The 16,479-nt window shown below is 60.7% G+C and carries 12 protein-coding genes and 1 pseudogene; 7 read left to right on the forward strand and 6 right to left on the reverse strand.

Going from position 1 to position 16,479, the window contains the following annotated elements; all coding sequences use genetic code 11:
• The first annotated feature begins 98 nt into the window (after positions 1 to 98).
• Positions 99 to 1,571 carry an aminotransferase-like domain-containing protein gene (locus AABE20_RS11950; protein ID WP_338333267.1) on the forward strand — a complete coding sequence of 491 codons (1,473 nt, stop codon included), beginning with the start codon at positions 99 to 101 and terminating at the stop codon, positions 1,569 to 1,571.
• A gap of 47 nt (positions 1,572 to 1,618) precedes the next feature.
• Positions 1,619 to 2,215: a uracil-DNA glycosylase family protein gene (locus tag AABE20_RS11955; protein ID WP_338333268.1), complete on the forward strand. Its 597-nt coding sequence runs from the start codon at positions 1,619 to 1,621 to the stop codon at positions 2,213 to 2,215.
• A gap of 11 nt (positions 2,216 to 2,226) precedes the next feature.
• Here AABE20_RS11955 and AABE20_RS11960 read toward each other — a convergent pair.
• The 6 genes and pseudogenes from AABE20_RS11960 to AABE20_RS11985 form a co-directional block, all read right to left on the reverse strand.
• A pseudogene (locus AABE20_RS11960) lies at positions 2,227 to 3,526 on the reverse strand (glycerate kinase type-2 family protein).
• 83 nt (positions 3,527 to 3,609) lie between these two features.
• Positions 3,610 to 5,844: an FUSC family protein gene (locus AABE20_RS11965; protein WP_338333269.1), complete on the reverse strand. Its 2,235-nt coding sequence runs from the start codon at positions 5,842 to 5,844 to the stop codon at positions 3,610 to 3,612.
• A 154-nt stretch (positions 5,845 to 5,998) separates the two neighbouring features.
• Positions 5,999 to 6,532: an adenine phosphoribosyltransferase gene (locus AABE20_RS11970; protein ID WP_338333270.1), complete on the reverse strand. Its 534-nt coding sequence runs from the start codon at positions 6,530 to 6,532 to the stop codon at positions 5,999 to 6,001.
• 157 nt (positions 6,533 to 6,689) lie between these two features.
• Positions 6,690 to 8,951 (reverse strand): ATP-binding protein, encoded by a 2,262-nt coding sequence (locus AABE20_RS11975; protein WP_338333288.1) that lies wholly within the window; start codon positions 8,949 to 8,951, stop codon positions 6,690 to 6,692.
• 92 nt (positions 8,952 to 9,043) lie between these two features.
• Positions 9,044 to 10,318 (reverse strand): multidrug effflux MFS transporter, encoded by a 1,275-nt coding sequence (locus AABE20_RS11980; protein WP_338333271.1) that lies wholly within the window; start codon positions 10,316 to 10,318, stop codon positions 9,044 to 9,046.
• 137 nt (positions 10,319 to 10,455) lie between these two features.
• On the reverse strand, positions 10,456 to 11,136 hold the full coding sequence (locus AABE20_RS11985; protein ID WP_338333272.1) for a TVP38/TMEM64 family protein: 681 nt from the start codon (positions 11,134 to 11,136) through the stop codon (positions 10,456 to 10,458).
• 118 nt (positions 11,137 to 11,254) lie between these two features.
• Here AABE20_RS11985 and AABE20_RS11990 point away from each other — a divergent pair, with 118 nt between their 5' ends.
• The 5 genes from AABE20_RS11990 (at position 11,255) to mreC (ending at position 16,477) form a co-directional block, all read left to right on the forward strand.
• Positions 11,255 to 12,307, forward strand: a complete 1,053-nt coding sequence (locus tag AABE20_RS11990; RefSeq protein ID WP_338333289.1) for a COX15/CtaA family protein — start codon at positions 11,255 to 11,257, stop codon at positions 12,305 to 12,307.
• 10 nt (positions 12,308 to 12,317) lie between these two features.
• Positions 12,318 to 12,488 (forward strand): hypothetical protein, encoded by a 171-nt coding sequence (locus AABE20_RS11995; RefSeq protein ID WP_338333273.1) that lies wholly within the window; start codon positions 12,318 to 12,320, stop codon positions 12,486 to 12,488.
• 134 nt (positions 12,489 to 12,622) lie between these two features.
• Complete coding sequence (locus AABE20_RS12000) at positions 12,623 to 14,212, forward strand: 2-isopropylmalate synthase (protein ID WP_338333274.1); 1,590 nt, start codon at positions 12,623 to 12,625, stop codon at positions 14,210 to 14,212.
• A 215-nt stretch (positions 14,213 to 14,427) separates the two neighbouring features.
• Positions 14,428 to 15,474, forward strand: coding sequence for a rod shape-determining protein (locus AABE20_RS12005; protein WP_338333275.1), 1,047 nt, complete (start codon positions 14,428 to 14,430; stop codon positions 15,472 to 15,474).
• A gap of 88 nt (positions 15,475 to 15,562) precedes the next feature.
• Positions 15,563 to 16,477, forward strand: coding sequence for a rod shape-determining protein MreC (gene mreC, locus AABE20_RS12010; protein WP_338333276.1), 915 nt, complete (start codon positions 15,563 to 15,565; stop codon positions 16,475 to 16,477).
• The last annotated feature ends 2 nt before the right edge of the window (positions 16,478 to 16,479 follow it).

Genomic DNA, 16,479 nt, shown 5'->3' on the forward strand with positions numbered 1-16,479 from the left:
ATTTCGTTGCATTTTACGACAGTGGCGGTTTTTATAATTTTTATGGGTACGGTTTTAACTTAATTAAATAGTGTAATAGGCGTAGGAAGAGGCTCCCCATGTTTGTGCCCCAACTTGACCGCAACGCCCGCGAGGGGCTGCAAAAGCAGATTATGCGGCAGATTATTGCCGCCATTGCCTCTGGCATGCTCCGCCCCAACACCCCCCTGCCCGGCATCAGGGAGGCCTCCATACGCTGGGGGGTGTCGCGCAACACGGTCGTGCTTGTTTTTGATAATCTGGAAACGGAAGGGTATTTACAAACACGCCCGTCACGCGGGACATTTATCCACCCTACACCACCTTGCAGCACAAGTTCCGTAGCCCTGCTCGGCAACGAACGGGGGGGGGCGGCGGCATCTCTTGGTGTGCCATCATGGCCCGGTCAGGCGTTTATCGGGGACCCCGCACAAGACAGCAGAGCACCAGATGGGATTTTTAACCTCGGATTCGGTAGTGATATGCCGCTCTACCGTTTTCCCGCGTGGCAAAAAACAATCGAACGCCTGCTCCTGCGCGACAACTGGAAACGGGGGGGAGAGTTCCAACCCAATGCGGGGCTACCCTTCCTACGCGCCACGCTTGCGCGGTGGCTGCATTTACGCCACGGCGTAGCCATTGATCCGCAACAGATCATTATTATTACAGGGCTACAGCAAGCCCATTCCATTATTGCGCATGCCCTGCTCAAAACGGGCGATAATGTTATTCTGGAAGACCCATGCTACCCGGGCAAACGCCAGTTATACGAAAAACTGGGCATGCACGTGGTCAATGGCGCAATTGACCGTAAGGGATTGAAGCTGGCTGATCTGGCCCCCGAACAGGCCCGCTTGCTGTGCGTTAATCCGGGCTGCCACATTCCGACCAACGTCACGCTTTCGCACCCACGCCGCAGGCATATTGCAACGCTGGCCATGCAGGACCGCTGCCTTGTGCTTGAGGAGTCGATGTATGATCTGCTCTCGTTTGAAAAAAAGCCCCTCCCCTCGCTCCTGTCCCTGACCGGGGGGCGTAACCTGCTCCATGCCGGGCTGTTTGCCCCCAGCCTTGGTGGCGGGCTTATGCTTGGTTATCTGGTTGTGCCATGGGCCTTTTTGCCTGCGGTGCTGGAGGCCAAGCTGCTGACCGGTAACGGCCTGCCGTGGCTAGAGCAGGAGGCTCTGGCCCGCATGATTGATTCGGGCGAACTGGACAATGCCTTGCGGCGCACAAGGGTGGTCATGATGCGGCGCAGGGAGGTTTTTATGGCCTCGCTGGAGCGGTTTTTGGGCCGTATGGAATTCTGTGGCACAGAACATGCTCCCCGCCTGAGCTGGTTCCTGCCCGGCGCATTTGGCAAGGTGGACGCCTTTCTGGCTCGGGCGGAACAAGCGGGAATCCGCTTCCCCGGCAATTATGCCGCCGCTGGCACACGGTCCAGCCCGGGCCTGCCCGAACTCCATAATCTGGTCTCCCACGGTTATGGGGAACTCGCGGAGGAGGACATTCCAGCCCTTTTTTCAAGGCTTGCCGACCACACATTAAAGTAAGCCGGGCACACCCCGGCGCCACAACACTGCCCGAACAAGGACACCCCTTGGTACACACACCACAAGACCACCCGTTACAGACCCTGCTCCAGCAGGTCCGGGCCTGTACGGCCTGCGCCCATACCCTGCCACTGGGACCACGGCCGGTCCTGCATGTTTCCCCCCGCGCGCGGCTGCTGATTGCAAGCCAGGCCCCCGGCACCAAAGTGCATGAAACAGGGCAGTCTTTTAACGATGCCTCGGGCGATCGCCTGCGGGCGTGGCTGGGCATGGACCGCGACCTTTTTTACGATACGGAAAAAGTGGCCATTGTACCCATGGGACTCTGTTACCCCGGTGTGCTGCCCAAAGGCGGAGACCAGCCCCCAAGGCCAGAATGCGCGCCATTATGGCGGCAGCAGATTCTGGCGCATCTGCCCAATATACAACTGACCCTTCTGGTCGGGTCCTATGCGCAAAACCATGTGCTGGGCAAAGGCCGGGTGTTTGAGCGTGTGGAGCAGTTTGAACAGTTCCTGCCCACCTATTTTCCCCTACCGCACCCTTCATGGCGCACAGGCATGTGGGAGCGGCGCACCCCGGCATTCGGGGCGACGATCATCCCCGCCTTACGGCGCGAGGTTGCCCGTGCCATAGGCGGCTGAGCCTGCACCGCTCAGGTTATCAGAAGCAGGCGTATGTCATTCACATTGGTCAATGTCGGGCCGGTCATGACCAGATCATCCACCGCTGCGAAAAAACTGTAACTATCGTGGTTGTGCAGGAACGGTTCGGGCAGGCAACCCACCTGCGCCGCACGGGCCAGCGTATCGGGGGCAAAAATGGCGCCTGCGGCATCATCCGTGCCATCTATGCCATCACTATCCCCCGCCAGCCCCCATATGCCGCTCTCCCCACCCAGAAAGTGGGCACAGGAGAGCAAAAACTCCGTATTCCGCCCGCCTTTGCCCGCCCCTTCACCCGCGCGGATGGTGACCGTTGTTTCCCCCCCCGCTCAACAACACGGCAGGGGGGCGCACAGGCAGGCCGTGCAAATGCACCGAGCGCGCCATGCCGCCAAGCAGAATGCCCGCGACCTGACTTTCCCCCTCCAGCGCATCGCCCAGAACAAGCGGTGTAACACCGTGTTGCCGCGCAACATCGGCTGCGGCCATAAGCGCCATTAACGGGGTAGCAATCAGCACCACGCGGTTGCGTGGGTCTGCCACGGGCCTGTGCGCCTGCTGCTCAGCCACAGCCTGTTCCAGCACACCACGCACGGTGGGAGACAGGTCCAGCCCATACCGTTCCACAATCCGCAGCGCGTCCGCCGCAGTGCCTGAAGGTGGCACGGTTGGCCCACTGGCAATGACCGATGGATCATCCCCCGGCACGTCACTGATCACCAGTGTCAGCACCTGTGCGGGGCTTGCCGCCTGCGCCAAGCGCCCGCCCTTAATGGCGGACAAATACCGCCGCACACTATTCATTTCCGTAATGGTTGCGCCAGAATGCAGTAATTGCCGACCGACAAGACGCTTGTCTTCCAGCGTCAGCCCCGGTGCGGGCAAAGCCAGAAGGGACGACCCCCCGCCCGAGACAAGGGCAATGACCAGATCATCCGGCCCAAGCCCGGCAACAGCATGCATGATGGCCCACGCAGCGGCCTCACTCCGGGCATCGGGGACGGGGTGGGCGGCTTCCAGAATACGCACATGCCGGGTGGGAGCAGTATGCCCATCTCGCGTGACCACCACGCCTTCGAGCGGCACATCTGGCCATGCGGCCTCCAGTGCGGCCGCCATGGCTGCCGAGGCCTTGCCTGCCCCAACCACAACACAACGCCCTTTGGGTTTGGGGGGGAGGTGGTCAGCCAGCACCACAAACGGGTCGGCGCTGGCTACGGCTGCATCAAACATGGAGCGCAACACCATTCTGGCCCGCGCGTTATCCCATGCAATTCCTGCATCTGGCATAATGTTTCTCCCTTACGCGTTTGCGCACCTGCCGCCACCCGGTCCCTTCCCCGAATGTGACCAGCATCTGGCATACTCTGCGTTCAGGTAAACGCCTTGTCCAGATATGGGGAAGACGCATCAAAGAACGCCTGATTTTCTTTAAGTTCCGTTGCAATCACATGCAGGCTAGCCAGCACACGCAGCATTTCCTCCCGCACGGACAGGTTGGTTTCGGCCTGCTCCATGCGGGAGAGGTACTCTACCGCCAGAGTGGCCGCACGGGCTGTACGCCCATACTGGCCACCATACCGGCCCGAAAACTGCTGCATACGGTTCATCATCGCCTGTGTGGCGTGCCGGGCATCGTCTGGCAGAATGTTCCGCCCCAGAATAACCCGCAGGCGCAACAGATTAAGCTCTATGGTCATGCCCGACAGAACGCCGCTTACGTAGCGGTCACGCACATAGGTGTTCCCGTCATCCGTGGTCATGGAAGACAGGCGGACAAAGCCATCCACCCCACGGCCGATAATTTCCGTCATGGGAGGGGCCGCGCGGTGCTGGGCCAGCCTGCGCAGGCGGCGCAGAATGCTCACGCGCAGGTCCCAACGCAGACCATCGGGGTCAAACGGCAGGAACAGCCGGTACATCCACATGGAAAAAACCATGGCCAGAAACAACGGCAGGGCCGTGTTAAAATACAGGATTTCGTCCATCCGGCCTTCATTCATCGGGCCGATAAGAATAGGCAGGAACAGGTTGTACGCAACGGCCGCCAGTATAAGCGGTGGCCACGCAAAGGCCAGCCCCCCCACCAGCATGGGCACTGCCAGACAAAGGGCCAGTGTTTCATAAATAGTTGGTTGGGCCATAACCCACAGGTCCAAAAGCCCGCTCATGCCCACAACAAAAATCGTGCCGTGCAAAAACGCCTGCGTGGCCAGTGCTGGCTGCTCCAGCGTGGAGAACAGGGCACAGACAATGGAGACAAACATCATAAATGTCAGCCCATCCGTCCAGCCTGTGGTGATCCAGATAAGGCCGGAGCAAAAAATGGTAACCGACGCCCGCAGACTATTGGTAAAGGCCATGCGCCAGTCCCGGTAACTCCGCATGGGGTAGCGAAAATGGTCATGGGGTTCGGGGTTACGGCTCATCTCAAACTGTTCGATGGCCTGTTGCAACTCATCCAGAATGGCACCCAGCTTGTGCAGTAACTGCCCCTCGCGCGACAGGCTGCTCTCCTGCGCCGCATCAATGGGCGGATGGGTGGCTGCAATCATTTCCTGTTCAAGGCAGGTGGCCGCAAGCTGGGTACAGGTCGCACGCAGGGCCACCAGATCCCGCAGGACCGGGGCTACTGGCAGTTCGTCAGACAGGCGTTGGGGAATGGTCTGTAAAAAACTAGCCACCTGCCTTGCAACCTGCAGGTAATCCTTGCCCTGACTTTCGGGCATGGACAAAAGCGCACCAAGGTCCAACCCGCGCGACATCAGCACCGCTATGGCGGCAAGGGCGGCACGGGCATGGTCCCCCTCGTGCTGGTGCTCGCCCATTTCCACTTCAGCAAACTCGACCTGATCGCTCAGGCCCACAATGGTTGTGAACACGCCGGGGGAATTGGCCACCGCGCGGCGGTCCCCCCCAAGCAGGCGCACAAGCGCCGGTACCGCGCCATCAAGAGCTTGCACAAAATTGGTGGCGAGCCTGTTTCTGGCCCGCAGGCCAAGCCTGTACTGGAACAGGGAGGATATGGTGGTTTCCACCACAATACCCAACGTAATGTAGGTGGCGCGCGCCATGGCGATATGGAAAATCTGGTCCGGGGCCGCAGCCCCATCCAGCGCAATAATGGCGTAGGTAAAACCGGAAGCCCGCATGCCATGAATGCGGTAGTTGGTCATGGTGGCTGGGCCGGGCAGCAGGGTACCCACAAAGCAGAAGCCGCCAATACCCACAGCCAGCCAGAAAATATAGAGCAGCGGAGACTGCGGCATGCTGCCAACAAGGACAAGGGCACAGATTGTGCCCACCACCATGCCAAACATATGCCACCGCGCCTTGGCGATGGATTTGCCACGCGTACCCTGCGCAACCATCCATACGGTCAGGGCCGCCCATTGCGGGCTGCCAAGCTCCCACCACAGGGCAATGCCAAGGGCTATGAGGGAAGACAGCGTTGTGCGGAGCGCGTAGCCAAAAGACAGAAGGTTGGGTGAATACAGCCAGCGCAGTTTGCTCAGATCACGCGGGGGGCCACCCCCCTCCAGCGCCTGCCGGACAATGGTCCTGAAGGCCTGACAGAACTGGCCAAACGAAAACGCCGCAGCCTTCATGCCGCGTTCTGCCGGTCAGGACTGATCAGAAAGACTGCCATCTGCTTCTTCTTACCCCAAAGAAGCCCAAAAGCGTATTCACACCTCGTCTGTCCTGTCCTGCACCCAGTATTCCGCGCAGGACGGGGCACAAACGAAAACCGTTTGTACGCTTTTAGTCTTCGTAGGACAGCAGGCTTGTCACGGTCGTGTCCAGCTTGCTGCGCCCGCCAAGGCCTGTCAGTTCAACCAGAACGGATGCGCCAACCACCTCGGCTCCAGCCTTGCGCAGCAGTTCAATGGAGGCGGCAAGTGTGCCACCTGTTGCCAGCAGGTCATCCATAACCACAACGCGCTGGCCGGGTTTGACCGCATCGGCCTGAATTTCGAGCGTATCGGAACCGTATTCCAGCTCGTATGTGTGCGAGATTGTTTTGCCCGGCAGCTTACCGCTCTTACGCAGCATCAGCATACCGCAGCCCATACGGTCTGCAATGGGGGCGGCCGTCAAAAACCCGCGTGATTCCACAGCCGCCAGCAGGTCCGGCTGCAAGGGCGCGATCTGGCGGGTCAGGCGGCCCATCGCAATCTGCCATGCATCGGGGTTTCGCATCAGGGTTGAAATATCGTAAAATAAAATGCCCGGCTTGGGAAAATCGGGAATGTGACGGATGTAATCCTTAAGGTTGATATCCTGACGTCCCGTCATGGTATTTGACAATCCTTCATCCATGCGCCCAACGCTGTGGAAGCGCGTTCATCCTGCCTTATTCCCATAGGTCAAGCACCGCTGGCGAACGTTCTGTGGCAAACCGGCACCCGCTCTATCCCGCACGGGAGCGTTCCGCAAGGGAAGATCTGGCTGGTCAGACCCCCGCCCGCGCACCCAGCGCTGCGGTTACGGCCTCTATCAACCCATCGCGGCGGAAAGGTTTGGCCAGCAGGCGCACATTGGGAACACTCCCCTCCGGCGGCGGGGAATCGGCCGTCAGATCGCCCGACATGTACACCACGGCCAGCGCAGGGTACCGCTCGACCAGCACGCGGGAGAGGGTCACCCCATCCAGCGGGCCGGGAAGCTGGATATCTGTCACCAGCAGGTCCAGTTCCCCATCAACCCCGGCGGCTGTATCAAACGCCTGTTCGCCATCTCCCGCTTCCAGCACCTTGTGGCCAGCCATGCTGAGAATGGTCACCACAATATCGCGAATGGCGGCGTCATCCTCCACCACAAGCACCTGCAGGCTGCGCGCCTGCGCCTGTGGTGGGGCACTGGTTGGGCGGGTTAACGCGGGCATAACGTCCACCACAGAGCCATCTGCCCCGGCACTGGCCGGTATGGCGCGCGGCAACCACAACGAAACCTCTGTCCCGCTACCATGCCCCGTTGCCACCACAACGCGGCCATTCACCTGCTGGGAAAAAGCCAGAACCATGGCCATGCCAAGGCCCGTACCCGCTCCCTCGCGCTTGGTGGTAAAAAATGGCTCAAACAGGCGGTCCATAACCTCCCGCGTCATACCAAAACCACTATCCACCACATCCAGCCGGACCCAGTCGCCCGCAGGCAGGGGGGATGGGTCGGACACAACCCGAATACTGCGCCCCTCCTCCACCGGCAGCCCCATCAGATCGGCATTGACGGAGAACGTGACATTCCGCGCCGTAATGCGCAGCCGCCCGCCAGAGGGCATGGCGTCACGCGCATTGATGGCCAGATTGAGCACCGCACTTTCCAGTTGGGCGGGGTCCGCGCGTACGGGCCAGACATCGGCCACAACGCCACATTCCACCACAATGCGCGGGCCGATCACACGCCCGAGCAGGCCACCCAAAAAGGAAAACAGGTCAGACAGACGCAACGAATCGGGCGCACCACGCTGGCGGCGCATGAAGGAGAGGAGCTGCCCGGTCAGAGCCTCCGAGCGGTGGCCCGCATGGGTGGCGGCGGACAGATATTCCTGCCGCTGCTCCACCTGATCGGGCTGGTCATATTCCGATGCGAGTTCCAGATTGCCCAGAATAACCGTAAGCAGGTTTTTGAAGTCATGGGCAATGCCCGCGGTCAACTGGCCCAGCGCGCGTAGTTTCTGCGCCTCGCCCAAAGCGCGTTCACTGCGCAGGCGCATGGTAATGTCGGCCGCAGTCAGCACAAATCCACGCCGTTCGGCCGCACCATCGGGGGCAAAGAACAGCGTGCGGCACAGTTCCAGATCCGCGCCGTTACCACCTTTGCATTCCACAACAACCGGAGGCGCCAGCTCCCCTTTGGACAGGCTGCTCTCAATATGTTCAAACGGCTCCAGCAGGGGCACGCCATCCACCACCAGCATGCCGCTCAGGGCATTATAGGACAGGCCCGTGCGCAAAAAATCCTTGCCCAGACCAAGCACCGTGGCCAGTTGTTCGTTCCAGTGCCACAGACACCCATCCGCACCAAACACGGCAACGCCAAGGCTCAGGCTGTCCAGTGTGGCCCGCAGCCGCAAAGCCAGATCGCGCGATGAGGCCTCGGCCCGTGCTGCGGCCAGCGATGAGCGGTCCAGCACCCAGCCAGCAGAGATCATGCTGAGCACACCGGTCAGAATACCCAAAAGTGCCAGCCTGCGCTGCCAGCTTGTATTGCGCAGCATGTTGGCAACGCGGTCCGCCTGATCAAGCGTGCTGGCACGGCTTAAAACAGACAGGTTCTGGTCCAGTGTGGCCAGCAGGGCCGCACCACCCTGCGGCATGGCCTCGGCCGATCTGGGCCATGCGCTAATGGTCTGGAGCTGCTTTTCCACAACCCCCAGCACTTCCTTGCGGCCACCGCCCTCACGCAGTTGCACGGAGCGAAAACCCTCAAACCCAGCACGGGCATCGGAAAGCTGGGTAATGGCCTGTAAGTAACACTCGCCATCGGCGGGGTCGTGTTCAGCCTCAAAGGCATAATGGCAGATCCGGGCATTGCTGGTGGCATGGTGCACACCACGCAAATAACTGCCCGCCGCAGTACTCTGGCGGTCCAGATTGCCGTGGCGGGCCATATCATTGCCCAGTTCTATGCCAATGCCCCCAAAGGTTACAATCAGCACGCCAGCCCCGATAAGAGCCAGAATATGAGCCCGTCTTGCTGGATGCCGTAGCATGTCAGGCATGCCCCCCATTCTGTGTGTACCGCCACCCCCATGGGCATGGCACCTTGATCATAACCGGGCAAGGCATGGCTGCCCATGCAGGATCAGGCAACATCCCGCGTAGCAGGGCGGAACATATGCATACCCAGCATCATAAGCGCACCAAAGCCCATACATCCAGCCATTGGTAACGCAGATGTGGCCGCGAACTGCCCCACCACAACCCCTGCCAGCGCACCCAGCACGTATTGCAACGTGCCAGCCAGAGCCGATGCAGCCCCCGCCTGGGAAGGATGGTCGGCCAGAGCCATCATCATCGCATTGGGAAAAATGACCCCCGTGGGGGCAAGTGCGAGCACCATGGCGCCAATCACCAGCCAGACCTCATACTGCCTGTACGCCACAGGCGCGTACCAGCCACCCCATACACTCACCCCCACCATAAGGAGCGTACCCAGAACCGACATGGCCACAGCGCCATACAGAAGGCGGGCCGGGTCCACCCGCCCGACCAGCAGGCCATTCACCTGCGACGCCCCGATCATGAACACGGACATAACCCCAAACAGCATGGAAAAACGCAGGGGCGAAAAATGGAATAGCTGCACAAATACAAACGGCGCCGCAGTCAGGTAACTAAAGGACATAAAGGTCGAGAATGCCGTGATCATGGCATAAATGCTGTACCCTCTATCCCCCAGCAGCCCCACATAGCGGGTTATCAGCGTCATGGCGGAAAGGCTCTGGCGCTTTTTGTACGGCAGCGTTTCGGGCAGAACCCACAGCACAAGGGCCACGCACACCACGCCATAGACCGCCGACGCCCAGAAAATAATCCGCCACGAGACAAATTCCACCACCAGACCACCCAGCATAGGGGCCAGAATGGGCACCACCCCCATGACCATGATCAGGCGGGACATCATACGCGCACCCGCCGCCCGGTCAGACACCACGTCACGCACACAGGCGGTTGGCACAACCAGACTGGCCGACGCCCCAATGGAGGCCACAAACCGGGCTGCGGAAAATGTGGTCACATCGGGTGCAAACGCACACACGGCAGATGCCACGGCATACAGCGCATTGCCCACCAGCAGCGGCATGCGCCTGCCGTACCTGTCCGCCAGTGGCCCCACACTCAACTGCCCTATGGCAAGGCCCACAAACCAAATGGCCAGCGTAAACTGCACATTGCCCGCACTGGTGTGAAAACTCTGCTCCATGGCAGGGAAGGCTGGCAGATAGATATCGGTCGAGATCGGGCCAACAGCGGTGAGAAACCCCAACAGAAGGGAAAGCCAGCCCGGCACCCCGTTTGCAAAAACAGGCTGTGCCGTATCCCGCGCCGTGGTGGTGGAAGGAGAAGAAGAGATCATACCCGGCCCTCCGGGTATGGCGTGTTCGGTAAGTGCCGCAAAAAACTTATCCCACTGTGGAAAAATAATTGGGGAGCAGGGTCGGGTACCAAGGCGGGCAGGCCACAAAGACCCCCCATGCAAAAAAAGCGCCGAGCCTAAGCCTGTGTGCTGGCCCCGGCAATGCGGGCATGCCGCCACAGCCACAGGCCCAGCACGGCAGACAGGGCAAACAGCCCGGCCCCGGCACCATACTGCCAGAACGCCCCCACCTGCACGCCTGCCCCAAGCAGCACCGCCACGGCGTTCTGGGGGAGTGCGCCCAACAGGGTTGCCGCAACAAATGGCCACACCGCCATGCCAGACACGCCCCCAAGCAGGTTGAGCAGCAGGGCCGAACCAACCGGCAGAAGGCGCAATGTAAGAATGCTCAGGAAGGGCTTGTGGGTTAAAAACGCATCCAGCTTTTCAAACCGTGGCCCAAGGCGCGCCTGCGCCCATGAACGACCACCCCAGCGGGCCCATAAAAAACCGGCCACACACCCTAATGTAGAAGCTATGGTGATCATGGCAAGCCCTTCGGCCACGCCATAAGTCAGCCCCGCGGCAAAACCGGCCACCTGCCGGGGCAACCCAAAAGCGCACCAGACGCAAGCCCCCAGCACAAACACCAGCCGCCCCGTAAGGCCCGTGCGCAGCATATCCGTACTGTCCAGCACATGCTCCAAAGCGGGCACATGCCGCAGCCCGACAGCGCCCACCACCAGAATAAGCAGCATAAGCAAAGGTTTGAACACGACCCGAACGGGCTGCTCCGGTGCTGGAGGGGCTGGTTCCATCCCTTGGGCGCTAGCATCTTCTTGCCGCGGCCCGCAAGCTGGCTGTAAACCCTAACCATAAAGTTTAACCTCAGCGCAAAAGAGTGCCATGCCCACCACGCCCCAGCGCCAGCAAGACATGACGCCTGCCCACCGCCGCCTGATTTCTGGCTGGCTGTTCCTCCTGTGTTTCATGTTGCTGGGCATGATCGCCATTGGCGGCGTAACCCGCCTGACCGGCTCTGGCCTGTCCATTATGGACTGGCAGCCCGTAAGCGGCATAATCCCCCCCCTGTCCCACGCGGAGTGGGAGCGCCTGTTTGCGCTGTACCAGACCATTCCCCAGTACCACCTCCAGCATGAAGGATTCGGGCTGGAAGGATTCCAGAAAATCTTCTGGGCGGAGTGGACCCACCGCTTCTGGGGCCGCCTTATGGGGCTTGTGCTACTTGCCCCTCTGGTCTGGTTTGTGATCCGTGGCATGATCACCCGCCGCCTTGCCGTGCGGCTGTTCGTCTTTTTTGTGCTGGGCGCGCTACAGGGGGCCATTGGCTGGTTTATGGTCGCCTCGGGCTTTCGGGCCAACAGCACAGCGGTTGAACCTGTACGACTCGTGCTGCACCTGAGTGCGGCCCTGCTGCTGTATGGGGCCATTCTGTGGACCGCTTTTTCCATCCGCTGGCCACAGCCCCAGCCCACGGCTTTGACACCCGGCGTCAGGCTGACCCGGCGGCTGGCGTGCCTGAGCATCGGGCTTTTGTGCACCACCATTATTGCAGGCGGCTTTACGGCAGGCACGCATGCGGGCTTTTTGTTCAACACCTTCCCGCTTATGGATGGTCACCTTATTCCCGCCGACTACGCCCAGCTTTCCCCCCTGTGGATGAACTGGGTCATCAACAAGGCCGCCATCCAGTTTGACCACCGGCTGCTGGCCACCCTGACCGCGCTCAGCATTGGTGCCGTGCTGCTGGCCGGGCTGCGGCGGGGTGCGGGCCTTGGCCCACAGGCACAGAACGGCATAATCCTGCTCGGCTGGGCTGTGCTGGTGCAGTACGCACTGGGTGTGACCACACTTTTGCTGGTTGTGCCTGTCTGGGCGGGGGCCATCCACCAGACCTTTGCTGCCGTGCTGCTGGGGGTCATGCTGTATGTGCTGCACACCCTGCGCCGTGGCAGGCCCCAGGGCTGAAGCGGAGGCCATGAATTCCCCCGCCGGTTATTTTCCTGTTGCGCTGATAAAACATGACGGTATTCTACGCGGCATGATTTCCGACCGGTTCACGTCCGATTCCCTGACGACCCGCGTAACAGCGGTTCAGGGCGGCGTGGCTTTTCGTCTGGACCTTCTCCTTCGACTTATCAGCCCCTGAGCGATCCGGGTGGCCTTGTGCTGCCGCGCCCAGGGGATTTTGCAAGTGAGAGCGCCTGTGTGCAGCACAGGCAAATTATAAGGCGTGACATGCCTTTGGCAGCGCCAGACCAGAGTAAATTCAGGAACATTTTCATGTCTGCTGATTCTTCCAGCTTCAACCATCCATCTTTTGGCCGCATGACGGCTGACCGTGTCATTATTTTTGACACCACACTGCGTGATGGCGAGCAGTCCCCCGGTTTTTCCATGAATCTGGCCGAAAAACTGCGCATGGCCGAAGCCCTGGCAACACTGGGCGTGGATGTGATTGAAGCGGGCTTTCCCGTGGCTTCCAAGGGCGACTTTGAATCCGTGAACGAGATCGCCCGCCACACCAAGGGTGCGGTGATCTGCGCGCTGGCCCGTAGTGGGGGTGCGAAGGACATTGCCGCCGCAGGCGAGGCACTGGCCCCGGCGGAGCGCAAGCGTATCCACAACTTTATCTCCACCTCGCCCCTGCACATGAAGTACAAGCTGCGCATGGAGCCGCAGACCGTTCTGGACCTGATCACTTCAGGCAACACGGCCGCGCGCAACCTGACGGATGACGTGGAATGGTCCGCCGAGGACGGCTCCCGCACCGACCCAGACTTTTTGTGCCGCTGCGTGGAGGCGGCCATCAAGGCCGGGGCCACCACCATCAACATCCCCGACACGGTCGGTTACGCAACACCGGAAGACATGGAAAAAATCTTTTCCATGGTGCGCACGCGCGTTCCCGGCGCCGATCAGGTCATTCTGTCCGCCCACAACCATAACGATCTGGGGCTGGGTGTGGCGAACACGCTGGCATCCCTGCGTGGTGGGGCGCGGCAGGTAGAATGCACCATTAACGGTATTGGCGAGCGCGCAGGGAATGCCGCTTTGGAAGAAATTGTGATGGCGCTGCGCACACGCCATGACCAATACCCCTTTAACACCAAAATCCAGACCACCGACCTGCTCAAGGTCTCGCGCATGCTGGCCACCATCACCAGCTTTGACGTGCAGCCCAACAAAGCCATTGTAGGCCGCAACGCCTTTGCGCACGAAAGTGGCATTCATCAGGACGGGGTGCTCAAGAACGCCGCGACCTATGAGATCATGACCCCCGAAAGCGTGGGCTGGAGCCGGTCCTCGCTGGTCATGGGCAAACATTCCGGCCGCGCGGCCTTCCGCGATAAGCTGAAAGCACTGGGTTATGCGGACATGGACGATGCCCGCCTGAACGAAGCGTTCTCGCGCTTCAAGGATCTGGCTGACCGCAAGAAGGTCGTCTACGATGACGATATTGTCGCACTGGTGGATGACGAAGCCCGTGACCACGACCATATCCGTTTTGCGGCACTGGACCTGACCTCATCCTCAGGCAAGCCCTCCGCCGCCGCACTGACCATTCAGGTCGATGGTGCGGACGTGCAAGCCAATGCCACGGGCAACGGGCCGGTGGACGCCGCCTTTAATGCGCTGCGTCTGGCCTTCCCGCACGAGGCGCGGCTGGCCCTGTTCAGCGTTGGCGCGGTTACGGAAGGCACGGATGCACAGGCCCGCACCACGGTCCGGCTGGAAGAAGACGGCAAGCTGGTGGACGGACAGGGTGCGGATGCGGACACAGTTGTTTCCGCCGTGCGCGCCTATGTGCATGCCCTGAACAAGCTGCTGGTCAAACGCGCCCGCACCGCACCCGAGGCCCTGACCGCCTGATCAGGCGCCTATTGGGGGCCTAAGCCCCCAAATAACGAGGCAGATACCCCCCTGCATACGAAATTATGCGGAAGTTTATGGCCACAGGGCTTGTCTGCCTCGCTATGCCCCGTTAATCCGTGCAAACATATTGACCAAAGCGACCGTTGGGGTCCGTTTTGTTGACCTGCCCCTACCACACAGTCGCGTAGTGCCGCTTCAACCAGGAGTCCTGGATGTTCTCTCGTCTGCTCGGTCTTATGTCTGCGGACATGGCCATCGATCTCGGTACTGCCAACACCCTTGTGTATGTCAAAGGGCGTGGCATTGTACTGAACGAACCCTCGGTTGTAGCGATTGCAGACATACGCGGCAAAAAGCAGCTTCTGGCCGTGGGGGAAGAAGCCAAGCAGATGGTCGGGCGGACTCCGGGCAACATTGCCGCCATCCGCCCCATGCGTGATGGGGTTATTGCCGACTTTGACGTGGCGGAAGAAATGATCAAACATTTCATTCGTAAAGTGCATAACCGCCGCGCCTTCGCCAGCCCGCAGATTATTGTGTGCGTGCCCTCCGGCTCCACAGCCGTTGAGCGCCGCGCCATTCAGGAAAGTGCGGAAAGTGCTGGTGCGCGCCGGGTCTTCCTGATTGAGGAACCCATGGCCGCCGCCATTGGCGCGGGCCTGCCCGTGACCGAACCTTCTGGCAGCATGATTGTCGATATTGGCGGTGGCACCACGGAAGTGGCGGTTATCTCCCTTGGTGGCATTGTTTATGCCCGCTCGGTGCGTGTTGGTGGGGATAAAATGGATGAAGCCATTATTTCCTACATCCGCCGGGCCTATAATCTGCTGATCGGTGAAAGCTCGGCAGAGCGGATCAAAATCAACCTTGGCGCGGCCCTCCCCCCCGATGACCCCGAAGACAGTGGCCCCTGGCTGGACGTTAAAGGCCGCGACCTGATTAACGGCGTCCCGCGCGAGGTTCAGGTCTCTCAGGCCCAGATTGCCGAAAGCCTGATGGAGCCGATCAGCCAGATTGTCGATGCGGTCAAAACCGCACTGGAAAACACCCCGCCGGAACTGGCGGCCGATATTGTGGACAAAGGCATTGTCCTGACCGGCGGCGGCGCATTACTGTACCGTATGGGCGATGTGCTGCGTCTGGCAACCGGGTTGCCGGTAACCGTGGCCGAAGACGCCCTATCCTGCGTGGCGCTGGGTACGGGCCGCGCACTGGAAGAAATGAAGCGTCTGCGCAACGTGCTGACCACCATGTACTAACGCCCCGGTTCAGCACCACGGCCCGTTATGCTGTGTGTGACTGAAGCTGGTTTTTTATGCCGTCAGATATAAGGGCATCCGGTTTTCCATGGTCCCGGTTTCCATTCAGGTAAGACAGGCCTTGAGCAAACTGGTGTTGCCGGTTCTGCTGCTCATGTCTGTCGGGATCATTATTGCCGGGCAGGCCGACCGCCCCTTGGCGGACCGGGCGCGCATGCGCGTGGCCGATGTGCTGGCCCCCCTGTGGAGCCTGCTCTCCCGCACCCAGACCGATAGCGAACGCCTTGTGCATGGCCTGAAGGAAGCGCGTAATCTGGCGGAGGAAAACCACCGCCTGAGCGCTGAAAACGCCAATCTGCGCCGGTGGTACGAAGTTGCGGTCTCCCTTGCGCGGGAGAATGATACCCTTAAAACCGAACTGCACTGGGTGCCCGAACCCACGCCCGCCTTTGTAACGGGCCGGGTTGTGGCCGATAGCGGGGGCATATACGCGCGCGCCGTGCTGCTGGTGGCGGGCACCACCAGTGGTGTGCAGACGGGTAATATTGCACTGGCCTCCAGCGGGCTGGCTGGGCGCGTAACCGAAGTGGGCGCGCATGCCGCACGTATCCTGCTGATTACCGATATTGCCAGCCGCCTGCCGGTAGAACTGGAATCCAGCCATGCGGCGGCCATTATGGTGGGGGATAACTCCCCCCTGCCCCGCCTGCTCTATTATTCGCAAGACACCCGCCCCATAGAGGGCGAGCGGGTTGTGACCTCCGATCAGGCCGGGGCTTTTCCATCGGGCATTCCCATTGGCAGCGTGCATTACCTGCACCCCGGCCAGCCTGTGGTGCAGCCCTTTGCCCGGCTGGACAGGCTGACCATGCTGCGCGTGTTCGACTTTGGCCAATCCGAGATTGAACCGCCCGAAGCCCCCGGCCATGTGCCGCTAACCCGCCCGCACCGCGCGCTAACGCTGCCGTTCAAAACCTTGCTCGGCCCCGGGCAGGAGGGATAACG

Origin of the sequence: Acetobacter zythi (assembly GCF_963921165.1) — a bacterium.
Classification (GTDB): domain Bacteria; phylum Pseudomonadota; class Alphaproteobacteria; order Acetobacterales; family Acetobacteraceae; genus Acetobacter.

Excerpts from the sequence above, each read along its gene's own strand:
- AABE20_RS11950 (WP_338333267.1), top strand. The coding sequence starts at position 99 with ATGTTTGTGCCCCAACTTGACCGCAACGCCCGCGAGGGGCTGCAAAAG.
- AABE20_RS11965 (WP_338333269.1), bottom strand. The coding sequence starts at position 5,844 with ATGAAGGCTGCGGCGTTTTCGTTTGGCCAGTTCTGTCAGGCCTTCAGG.
- AABE20_RS11970 (WP_338333270.1), bottom strand. The coding sequence starts at position 6,532 with ATGACGGGACGTCAGGATATCAACCTTAAGGATTACATCCGTCACATT.
- AABE20_RS11975 (WP_338333288.1), bottom strand. The coding sequence starts at position 8,951 with ATGCTACGGCATCCAGCAAGACGGGCTCATATTCTGGCTCTTATCGGG.
- AABE20_RS11980 (WP_338333271.1), bottom strand. The coding sequence starts at position 10,318 with ATGATCTCTTCTTCTCCTTCCACCACCACGGCGCGGGATACGGCACAG.
- AABE20_RS11985 (WP_338333272.1), bottom strand. The coding sequence starts at position 11,136 with ATGGAACCAGCCCCTCCAGCACCGGAGCAGCCCGTTCGGGTCGTGTTC.
- AABE20_RS11990 (WP_338333289.1), top strand. The coding sequence starts at position 11,255 with ATGACGCCTGCCCACCGCCGCCTGATTTCTGGCTGGCTGTTCCTCCTG.
- AABE20_RS11995 (WP_338333273.1), top strand. The coding sequence starts at position 12,318 with ATGAATTCCCCCGCCGGTTATTTTCCTGTTGCGCTGATAAAACATGAC.
- AABE20_RS12000 (WP_338333274.1), top strand. The coding sequence starts at position 12,623 with ATGTCTGCTGATTCTTCCAGCTTCAACCATCCATCTTTTGGCCGCATG.
- AABE20_RS12005 (WP_338333275.1), top strand. The coding sequence starts at position 14,428 with ATGTTCTCTCGTCTGCTCGGTCTTATGTCTGCGGACATGGCCATCGAT.
- mreC (WP_338333276.1), top strand. The coding sequence starts at position 15,563 with ATGGTCCCGGTTTCCATTCAGGTAAGACAGGCCTTGAGCAAACTGGTG.